This is a genomic window from Mycobacterium sp. E2462 (assembly GCF_001672685.1).
Lineage (GTDB): Bacteria > Actinomycetota > Actinomycetes > Mycobacteriales > Mycobacteriaceae > Mycobacterium.
The window spans coordinates 24,003-33,538 of record NZ_LZKC01000329.1; the positions used below are offsets into that span (position 1 = coordinate 24,003).

The 9,536-nt window shown below is 73.5% G+C and carries 9 protein-coding genes; 5 read left to right on the top strand and 4 right to left on the bottom strand.

The window, feature by feature from the left end; genetic code table 11:
- Window positions 1-54: 54 nt before the first annotated feature.
- A complete protein-coding gene (locus A5714_RS17260) occupies window positions 55-873 on the top strand; it encodes an alpha/beta hydrolase (RefSeq protein WP_068287121.1) in 819 nt (272 codons plus the stop codon).
- Here the strand turns inward: A5714_RS17260 and A5714_RS17265 are convergent.
- Genes A5714_RS17265 through A5714_RS17275 form a run of 3 tightly spaced genes read right to left on the bottom strand, consistent with a single transcriptional unit; the run spans window position 870 to window position 3,905 of the window.
- Window positions 870-2,048: an amidohydrolase gene (locus A5714_RS17265; RefSeq protein ID WP_068067722.1), complete on the bottom strand. Its 1,179-nt coding sequence runs from the start codon at window positions 2,046-2,048 to the stop codon at window positions 870-872. The genes A5714_RS17260 and A5714_RS17265 overlap by 4 nt on opposite strands.
- A complete protein-coding gene (locus A5714_RS17270) occupies window positions 2,045-3,247 on the bottom strand; it encodes an amidohydrolase (RefSeq protein ID WP_068287109.1) in 1,203 nt (400 codons plus the stop codon). Before A5714_RS17270 ends, A5714_RS17265 begins: the two co-directional genes overlap by 4 nt.
- Before the next feature lie 46 nt (window positions 3,248-3,293).
- A complete protein-coding gene (locus A5714_RS17275) occupies window positions 3,294-3,905 on the bottom strand; it encodes a cutinase family protein (RefSeq protein ID WP_197502768.1) in 612 nt (203 codons plus the stop codon).
- Between the two features lie 154 nt (window positions 3,906-4,059).
- Between A5714_RS17275 and A5714_RS17280 the strand changes: the two genes are divergently transcribed.
- Both A5714_RS17280 and A5714_RS17285 read left to right on the top strand, forming a co-directional pair.
- On the top strand, window positions 4,060-4,866 hold the full coding sequence (locus A5714_RS17280) for a purine-nucleoside phosphorylase (RefSeq protein ID WP_068287112.1): 807 nt from the start codon (window positions 4,060-4,062) through the stop codon (window positions 4,864-4,866).
- Window positions 4,867-4,875: 9 nt separating this feature from the next.
- Window positions 4,876-6,453, top strand: a complete 1,578-nt coding sequence (locus A5714_RS17285) for a phospho-sugar mutase (protein ID WP_068287115.1) — start codon at window positions 4,876-4,878, stop codon at window positions 6,451-6,453.
- Here the strand turns inward: A5714_RS17285 and upp are convergent, their stop codons facing one another.
- The gene (gene upp, locus A5714_RS17290; protein ID WP_068287118.1) at window positions 6,454-7,077 is read right to left on the bottom strand and encodes a uracil phosphoribosyltransferase; all 624 of its coding nucleotides are present in this window, start codon (window positions 7,075-7,077) and stop codon (window positions 6,454-6,456) included.
- Between the two features lie 135 nt (window positions 7,078-7,212).
- On the opposite strand from upp, the gene A5714_RS17295 reads away from it, so the two are divergent.
- Both A5714_RS17295 and A5714_RS17300 read left to right on the top strand, forming a co-directional pair.
- Window positions 7,213-8,073, top strand: a complete 861-nt coding sequence (locus A5714_RS17295; RefSeq protein ID WP_231975914.1) for an alkaline phosphatase family protein — start codon at window positions 7,213-7,215, stop codon at window positions 8,071-8,073.
- 32 nt (window positions 8,074-8,105) lie between these two features.
- Window positions 8,106-9,416 (top strand): primosomal protein, encoded by a 1,311-nt coding sequence (locus A5714_RS17300; RefSeq protein WP_068067742.1) that lies wholly within the window; start codon window positions 8,106-8,108, stop codon window positions 9,414-9,416.
- Window positions 9,417-9,536 lie beyond the last annotated feature (120 nt).

Genomic DNA, 9,536 nt, shown 5'->3' on the forward strand with positions numbered 1-9,536 from the left:
GATGTGGTGGCGCGCGCGTTCGCCGCCGCGGTCCGGCCCTGGCCCAGGGACGGCGTGCGCTTCCCCGAGGTGGCGGGGCGCACGTCGCGGGTGAGCATCCCTACCCGGTACGGCCCCGTCGCCGCGACGGTCTACCACCCGCCCGGGGCCGCGACGCGCCCGGCGATCTATGTCAACGTGCACGGCGGCGGGTTCGTCATCGGGCACCCCGAGCAGGACGATCCGTGGTGCCGGTTTTTGGCCGCCAACGCCGGTGTCGCGGTGCTCAACCCGGACTACGTGCTCGCTCCCGGGCACCGCTTCCCGGCGGCGCCGCTGCAGGTGTATGACGTCGTGTGCTGGGCGTCCGCGGTAGACCGCGACTGGGACGGCGGCCGGCTGTGCGTCGGCGGCCAGAGCGCCGGCGGCAACCTCAGCGCCGCGGCGGCGCGGCTGGCCCTGGAGAACGACGGCCCGCGCATCGCCCTGCAGGTGCTGCACTACCCGCCCCTGGACCTGGTGACGCCCACCCGCGCGAAGGCGTCGAGCGTCGGTCGCCGGGCCATCCTGAAACCGTGGATGGGCGAGGTCTTCGACACCGCCTACATCCCCGACCGGGCACAGCGGCGCGACCGCCTGGCGTCCCCGGCGTGGGGCGACAACGCCGAGGGCATCGCCGGCATCGCCCCCGCGGTGGTGGTGACGGCCGAACACGACCGGCTGCGCGCCGAAGGCCGCGCCTACGCCGACAAGCTCGAGGCCGCCGGCGCGCTGGTCGAGTACTACGAGGTGCCCGGCGTCGACCACGGCTACAACATCATGAGCGACGCCACCGACGTCACACGCGGTGTCTACGCGCGTCTCGCCGCGCACGTCGCCCGGGCCGGCGTCTAAGAGGCGTCGACCGCGGCGGCCTGCTCGACGATGTTGACCAGCACGCGCACCCCGATCGCCAGCGCCCGCTCGTCGAGGTCGAACGTCGGCTGGTGCAGGTCCAGCTGCGGGCCCTGCCCGGGCCACACGCCCAGCCTGGCCATCGCGCCGGGGACGTCCTCGAGGTACCAGGAGAAGTCCTCGCCTCCGCCGGACTGACGGGTGTCCGCGAGCGCGTCGGGCCCGATGCTTTCGATCGCGTGGGTGAGGATGCGCGTCGAGACGTCCTCGTTGACCACGGGCGGAACGCCGCGCCGGTACTGCAGGGTGTGCTCGATGGCCAGCGGCGCCAGCAGCGCGGACACCGTCTCGCGGATGATCTGTTCCAGCCCCACCCAGGTCTGGCGGCTCGCGGTGCGCACCGTGCCGGCCAGCACTCCGGTCTGCGGGATGGCGTTGGCGGCCACCCCGGCGTTGACCGCGCCCCACACCAGCACGGTGCCGTTGCGGGGGTCGATGCGCCGCGACAACACGCCAGGCAGCCCCGTGATCAGCGTGCCCAGGCCGTACACCAGGTCGGCGGTCAGGTGCGGGCGCGACGTGTGCCCGCCGGGCGAATAGAGCGTGATCTCCATCTGATCGGCCGCCGAGGTGATGGGGCCGTGCCGGACGGCGACCTTGCCCACCTCCAGCCGCGGGTCGCAGTGCAGCGCGAAGATGCGTGACACCCCGCTGATCGCACCGGCCGCGATGGCGTCGATCGCCCCGCCCGGCATCAGCTCCTCGGCGGCTTGAAAGATCAGCCGCACCCCCACCGGCAGCTCGGGCACCGACGCCAGGGTCAGCGCCGTGCCGAGCAGGATCGCGGTGTGGGCGTCGTGGCCGCACGCGTGCGCGACGCCGGCGACGGTGGAGCTGTACGGCGCGCCGGTGAGCTCCGCCATGGGCAGCGCGTCCATGTCGGCGCGCAGCGCGATCCGCGGCTCGCGGTCGGGGCCCAGGTCGCAGACCAGGCCGGTGCCGCCGGGCAACACCTTGGGGTTGAGGCCCGCGTCGGCCAGCCGCTCCCCGACGAACTGGGTGGTGGCGTACTCCTGGCGGCCCAACTCCGGGTGGCGGTGGATGTGCCGGCGCCATTCGACCAGCTCGTCGGCATGCGCCGCCAGCCACGCCTGGGCGGCGTCGGCGAGGCTCATGCCCGCGCCCCGCTCCGTCGGCGCTCCCGCCCGGCCAGGACCCGGTCGCGTTCGTCGGGCGTCTGCGCCAGCTGCACGACGGTGCGCGCCAGCATGATCGCGCCGTCGAGGACCGCGCGGTCGGCGCTGGGGCCGGCCGCCGCGGCGGCGAAGGCGCGCTGATGCACTGTCGCGCCGCCCGCGTCCACCCCGATCACCGGGTGGATGCCGGGCAGCACGTGCGTCACGTTGCCCATGTCGGTGCTGCCCATGGGCAGCGCCTCCTCGATGTCGCGGGCCACGGGCTGCCGCCCGAGGCGGCACATCTCCGCGCGGAAGGTCTCGGCCAGCCAGGCGTCGGGCCGCAGCTCGGCGTACGGCGGTGCCGGCGCGTCGATGTCGTATTCGCACCCGGCGGCCAGCGCGCCCGCGGCGAAGCAGGCGTACATCCTGCCCTCGAGCTGGCGCAGCGAATCGGATTCCAGGGCCCGCATCGCGTATTGCAGCGCCGCGCGGCCGGGGATGACGTTGACCGCCTGCCCGCCGTCGGTGACGATGCCGTGCACCAGCTGGCCCGGCGCCAGCTGCTGGCGCAGCAGCCCGACGGCCACCTGCGCGACGGTCACGGCGTCGGCGGCGTTGATGCCCAGGTGCGGCGCCACGGCGGCGTGCGATTCCTGGCCGCGGTAGTGCACGACGGCCTCGGACAACGCGAGCGACCGCGCCGCGGCGATGTCGGCGGGTCCCGGGTGCACCATGACGGCGACCGCGACGTCGTCGAACACCCCGGCCCGCAGCAGCAGCTCCTTGCCACCGCCGGACTCCTCGGCGGGCGTGCCCAGCAGCACCACCCGCAGGCCCAGGTCGCCGGCCACCTCGGCCAGTGCCAGGGCGGCGCCCACCGCCGACGCCGCGATGATGTTGTGGCCGCAGGCGTGGCCGATCTCGGGCAGCGCGTCGTACTCGGCGCAGACCCCGACGGTCAGCGGGCCGTCGCCGAAGTCGGCGCGAAACGCGGTGTCCAAACCGCCGGCGGCGGAGGTGATCTCGAAGCCGCGCTCGGCGACCAACGCCTGCGCCTTGGCGCAGCTGCGGTGCTCGTGGAACGCGAGCTCGGGCTCGGCGTGGATCGCGTGCGACAACTCGACCAGATCGGCACCGCGTCGCCGCACCAGGTCCTCGACGCTGTCGAGTGGGCTCGCTAACGGGGCGGTGGGCATCTTCGCAGTATCGCACCGCGACCTGAGCGGCCCGGGGCCCCCGGGGTCAGAGCTGCCCGGCGATGAATCCCGCCGCCTGGCCCGGGTAGGGCGGCTCGTCGTAGTCGTGGTGCGCATCCCGGTCGCGTCCGCCGACGACGCAGACCGGGTCGCCTGGGCTGCACAGGTCGATGGCCCGGCCGGCGAAGGCGCCCGTCGTCGACAGCGGCGTGTTGAACCGGTTGCCGGGGTTGCCGAACACCGCGACCGCCCTGATCTTGCCGGCCAGGGCGGGGTCCAGCGCGGGGGCGGACCCGAACTCACCGATGGTGTTGCCCAGCGGGGGGACCCCCGCAAGCATCGAGACCGCGGCGGCGCCCTGCGAGAAGCCGCCGAGGACGAGCCGCGTCGACGGGCACTGATCGACCATCTGCGCGATGTGGTCGCGGGCGTCGTTGGCGCCGTCGGCCGTCTGCAGGAAGTTGTAGCTGGCGGGATAGTTCACCGGGTAGTTGTCGACGCTGCGGCCGCCCAGGGCGGATTGCATGGCGGCGAACAGCGCGTCCCCGGTGGCGCCCAGGCCCGGCGGTTCGGCCGTGCCGCGCGCGAAGATCAGCTGGACGTCGGGACAGTCGGCCCGTGCCCGCGGCGCGCCACCGATGAGCGCGACCACCGACACCGCTACGGCGACAGCGGCACTGACAGCGAGGCCGACGACCGGCCGACTACGACAACCCATGCCGGAGATCCTCACATACCGCGGGGACAGCTTCGCACCACGAGCCCCGCCGACCAGCATCGGTCGTCCCGTCACCGGACTAAGCTCCCCCACTGTGGCCGACCCCCCGCCCGACCCCGACGAGCTGGCGCGGCGGGCCGCGCGGGTCATCGCCGAGCGCACCGGTGTCGCGCGTCACGACGTGGCCGTCGTGCTGGGTTCGGGTTGGTCGCCGGCGGCGGCCGCGCTCGGCTCCCCCACCGCCGTCCTACCCCAGGCCGACGTCCCCGGCTTCACCCCGCCGACGGCCGTCGGGCACACCGGGCAGCTGATGTCGATGCGCGTCGGCGACCACCGGGTGCTGGTCCTGGTGGGGCGGGTGCACGCCTACGAGGGCCACGATCTGCGCCACGTCGTGCACCCGGTCCGCGCGGCCTGCGCGGCGGGGGCCCGCGTCGTGGTGCTCACCAACGCGGCCGGGGGGTTGCGACCGGACCTGGCGATCGGCGCGCCGGTCCTGATCAGCGACCACCTCAACCTGACGGCGCGCTCGCCACTGGTCGGGCCGCACTTTGTGGACCTGACCGACGCGTATTCGCCGCGGTTGCGCGCCCTCGCGCGGCGGGCCGACCCCGCGCTGCCCGAGGGCGTCTACGCGGGGCTGCCCGGCCCGCACTACGAGACGCCCGCCGAGATCCGGATGCTGCGGACGCTGGGCGCCGACCTGGTCGGCATGTCCACGGTGCACGAGACCATCGCGGCCCGGGCCGCCGGCGCCGAGGTCCTGGGGGTGTCGTTGGTCACCAACCTGGCCGCCGGCATCAGCGGCGCGCCCCTGAGCCACGCCGAGGTGCTGGCCGCCGGCGCCGCCTCGGCGGCCCGGATGGGTGCCCTGCTCGCCGACATCGTCGGGCGCATCTAGAGCGCGGCCATGACGCCCGAGGAGTGGATCGCGCACGACCCGGATCCCGCCACGGCGGCCGAGCTGGCGGCCTGCGACGCCGACGAGCTCGCCGCGCGGTTCGCCCGCCCGCTCACCTTCGGCACCGCGGGTCTGCGCGGCCCGGTGCGCGGCGGGCCGGACGCCATGAACGTCGCGGTGGTGTCGCGCGCGACCTGGGCGGTGGCTCAGGTGCTCAAGCGCCGCGGCCTGGGCGGCTCCTCGGTGGTGGTGGGTCGCGACGCCCGGCACGGCTCCGCGGCGTTCGCCACGACGACCGCCGAAGTGCTTGCCGCCCAGGGCTTTTCGGTGCTCCCGCTGCCGGGGGCGACGCCGACGCCGGTGCTGGCGTTCGCGGTCCGGCACACCGGCGCGGCCGCGGGGATCCAGATCACGGCCTCGCACAACCCGCCGGGCGACAACGGCTACAAGGTGTACGCCGACGGCGGCATCCAGATCATCTCCCCCACCGATCGGGACATCGAAAACGCCATCGGCACAGCGCCTTTCGCCGACCGCATCCCGCGCACGCCGGTGTCACCTGCGCGCACCGACCTTTTCGACCGCTACGTCGAGCGCGCGGCCGGCCTGCGCCACGGCACCGGCTCGGTGCGGGTGGCGCTGACCCCGCTGCACGGCGTGGGCGGCGCGGTGGCCGTCGAGACGCTACAGCGGGCCGGCTTCACCCAGGTGCACACCGTGGGCGCCCAGTTCGCGCCCGACCCCGACTTCCCCACCGTCGCGTTCCCCAACCCCGAGGAGCCCGGCGCCACCGACGCGCTGTTGACCCTGGCGGCCGACGTCGGCGCCGACGTCGCGATCGCTCTGGATCCCGACGCCGACCGATGCGCAGTCGGCGTCCCGGACGCCGGGGGCTGGCGCATGCTCTCGGGCGACGAAACCGGTTGGCTGCTCGGCGATTACCTGCTCGCCACGGCGCGGCCCGGCGCCGTGGTGGCCAGCACCGTGGTGTCGTCGCGGATGCTGGCGGCCATCGCCGCGCGGCGCGGCGCGACGCACGTCGAGACCCGCACCGGGTTCAAATGGCTGGCCCGCGCCGACGCGTCGGTGCCCGGCGGCAGGCTGGTCTACGCCTACGAGGAGGCGATCGGGCACTGCGCCGACCCGGACGCCGTGCGCGACAAGGACGGCATCAGCGCCGGGGTGCTGGTGTGCGACCTGGTGGCCGCGCTGAAGGAGCGCGGCGACACGGTGCCTGGAGCCCTCGACGAGCTGGCCCGCCGCTACGGCGTGCATGACGTCGCCGCGGTGTCGCGGCGGGTCGCCGACCCGGCCGAGGCGGCGCGGCTGCTGGACCGGTTGCGCGCCGACCCGCCGCGACGGCTGGCCGGACTTCCCGCCACCACCGCCGACCTCGGCGACACGCTGATCTTCACCGGCCGCGCCGACGACGCGTCGGCGCGGGTGGTGGTACGCCCGTCGGGAACCGAGCCAAAACTGAAGTGCTACATCGAAATTCGCTGCCCGATGGCCGGCGACCTGGCGGCCGCGCGGGCCCGGGCCCGCGCCCTGCGCGACGACGTGCTCGCCGCGGTGCGCAACTGGTAGCTAGCGCGGCCCGTATTGGCGGTCGCCCGCGTCGCCCAGCCCCGGCACGATGTAGGCGACGTCGTTGAGCCCGTCATCGACGGCCACCGTGTACAGGCGCGCGGTCGGTGCGCATGTCTCAAGCGCGGCAATGCCTTCCGGCGCGGCGACCGCGCACAGCACGGTGATGTCGTCGGCCCCGCGCTCGCGCAGTAGGCCGACGGTGTGCCGCATGGACCCGCCGGTGGCCAGCATCGGGTCGAGAACCAGCACCGGCAGCCCCGCCAGTTCCGCGGGCAGCGTCTCGAGGTAGCCGGTCGCCTCGTGGGTGTCCTCGTCGCGCGCGACACCGACGAAACCCACGCGGGCATTGGGCAATAACGCGAGCGCGGCATCGACCATGCCCAGCCCGGCGCGCAGCACCGGCACCAGCAGCGGCGGCCTGGCCAGCCGCACGCCGAGCGCCTCGGCCACCGGGGTGCGGATCCGGAACGTCTCCCGGGCCGCGTCGCGGGTGGCCTCGTAGACCAGCATCGTGGCGACGTCGCGCAGCGCGGCGCGGAATCCGGCGTCGTCGGTGCGCTCGTCGCGCATCGTGGTCAGCGACGCGGCCGCCAACGGGTGATCGACGACGCGGACTTCCATGGAATTTCACTGTATATAACGAACCGGCCGCGATTCGTTAACGCCCCGCGGACGCCACCCGCGTCGGCCCCGCCGACGCCCCGGCGCGGCCCTAAGCTCTGGCCCGTGCCCAGCCGAGATGACGCGCGAACTCGATTGACGGCCAGGGCCTCTCGGGCGTTGCGGGCCCTCGGCGCCGTCACGGTGCTGGCGCTCGCGACCGGCCCGGTCACGACGCGCGTGGCCCACGCCGCCGAGGCGGTTCCGCAGCCCTCGCACGTGGTGATCGTCGTGGAGGAGAACCACTCCGAGGGGCACATCGTCGGCAACAAGGCGGCGCCCTTCATCACCGCGCTGGCGGCCGGCGGCGCCAACATGACCCAGTCCTACGCCGAAACCCATCCCAGCGAACCGAATTACCTCGCCCTGTTCGCCGGGAACACCTTCGGGGTCACCCGGGACACCTGCCCCGTCAACGCCGGCGCCGCGCCCAACCTGGGGTCGGAGCTGCTGGCCGCGGGCTACACCTTTGCCGGGTTCGCCGAGGGCCTGCCCGCCGTCGGCTCGCCCGTGTGCAGCGCCGGCAAGTACGCGCGCAAGCACGTGCCCTGGGTCAACTTCGCCAACGTCCCGCCGGCGAACTCGCTGCCCTTCTCGGCGTTCCCGGCCAACAACTACGCCGCCCTGCCCACGGTGTCGTTCGTCATTCCCAACAACGACGACAACATGCACGACGGCTCGATCACCCAGGCTGACACCTGGCTGAACCAGCAGCTGTCGGGCTACGCCAAATGGGCCGTCGCCAACAACAGCCTGCTGATCGTCACCTTCGACGAGGACGACAACTCCAGCCGCAACCAGATCCCGACCGTGTTCTACGGCGCCCACGTCCGTCCCGGCAGCTACCCCGAGCAGATCAACCACTACAACGTCCTGTCGACGCTGGAGCAGATGTACGGCCTGCCCAAGACCGGGTACGCGGCGGGCGCGGCCCCGATCACCGACATCTGGGGCTAGTCGGCCGCGGGGTCGTCGCTATTGTGTGCCGCATGGCTGCTGACCTCGTGCCCATCCGCCTGAGCCTGTCCGACGGTGACCGCTACACGGTGTGGGCGCCCCGCTGGCGCGACTCCGGCGACGAGTGGGAGGCATTCCTGGGTAAGGACGAGGACCTGTTCGCCTTCGAATCCGTCGCCGACCTGGTCGCGTTCGTGCGCACCGACTCGGACAACGACCTGCTCGACCACCCGGCGTGGCAAGACCTGACCGCGGCGCACGCGCACGCGCTGGAACCCGCCGCGGATCAACAGTTCGACCTGGTCGCGGTCGAGGAGCTGGTCTCGGAGAAGCCGACCGAGGAGTCGGTGAACGCCCTGGCGGGCGCGTTGGCGATCGTGTCGTCCATCGGGTCGGTGTGCGAGCTGGCGGCGGTGTCGAAGTTCTTCAACGGCAACCCCAGCCTGGGCACGGTGTCCGGCGGCGTCGACCACTTCGCCGGCAAGGCCGGCCTCAAGCGCTGGAACGCGATCGCCGAGGTGATCGGCCGCAGCTGGGACGACGTGCTGGGCGCGATCGAGGAGATCATTACCACCCCCGACGTCGACGCCGCCGAGTCGGAGAAGGCCGCCGAGGAGCTCGCCGAGGAGCGCCCCGAGCCCGACACCGAATCCGACACCGACACCGAGGCGGCCGCGGACGCCGAGGCCGCGGAGGCGGCGGCCGACGACGACGAGGCCGAGAAGCCCGCGGGTGAGGCCGACGACGAGCCGGCCGAGGAGCGCGCCGCCGGTGACACCGTGGTGCTGGGCAGCGACAAGGACTTCTGGCTGCAGGTGGGCATCGACCCGGTCCGGATCATGACCAGCTCGGGCACCTTCTACACGCTGCGCTGCTACCTCGACGACCAGCCGATCTTCCTGGGCCGCAACGGGCGCATCAGCGTGTTCACCTCCGAACGGGCGCTGGCGCGGTACCTGGCCGACGAGCACGACCACGACCTGGCGGACCTGAGCACCTACGACGACATCCGCACCGCGGCCACCGACGGCTCACTGTCGGTGGAGGTCACCGACGACAACATCTACGTGCTCAGCGGGCTGGCCGACGACCTCGCCGACGGCCCCGACGCCGTCGACCGCGAGCAGCTGGACCTGGCCGTCGAGCTGCTCCGCGACATCGGTGACTACTCCGAGGAGGCGACGGTCGACAAGGCGCTCGACGCCGGGCGCCCGCTGGGCAAGCTGGTGGCCTACGTGCTCGAGCCCGACGCGGCCGACAAACCGTCGCCGCCGTACGCGGCCGCAGTGCGGGAGTGGGAGAAGCTGGAACAGTTCGTCGACGGGCGCCTGCGCCGCGAGTGAGCCGCGTTTGACGGGTCCGTCCTGGACAGGAAGGGTGGGCCACGTGTCGCTTCCCGGTATCGGCCCGCTGCCGCTGTACGGCTTTCAACGCCCGGCGCTGTTGCTGTTCGCCCTGGTGCC

Excerpts from the sequence above, each read along its gene's own strand:
- A5714_RS17300 (WP_068067742.1), top strand. The coding sequence starts at position 8,106 with ATGGCTGCTGACCTCGTGCCCATCCGCCTGAGCCTGTCCGACGGTGAC.
- A5714_RS17265 (WP_068067722.1), bottom strand. The coding sequence starts at position 2,048 with ATGAGCCTCGCCGACGCCGCCCAGGCGTGGCTGGCGGCGCATGCCGAC.
- A5714_RS17270 (WP_068287109.1), bottom strand. The coding sequence starts at position 3,247 with ATGCCCACCGCCCCGTTAGCGAGCCCACTCGACAGCGTCGAGGACCTG.
- A5714_RS17285 (WP_068287115.1), top strand. The coding sequence starts at position 4,876 with ATGACGCCCGAGGAGTGGATCGCGCACGACCCGGATCCCGCCACGGCG.
- upp (WP_068287118.1), bottom strand. The coding sequence starts at position 7,077 with ATGGAAGTCCGCGTCGTCGATCACCCGTTGGCGGCCGCGTCGCTGACC.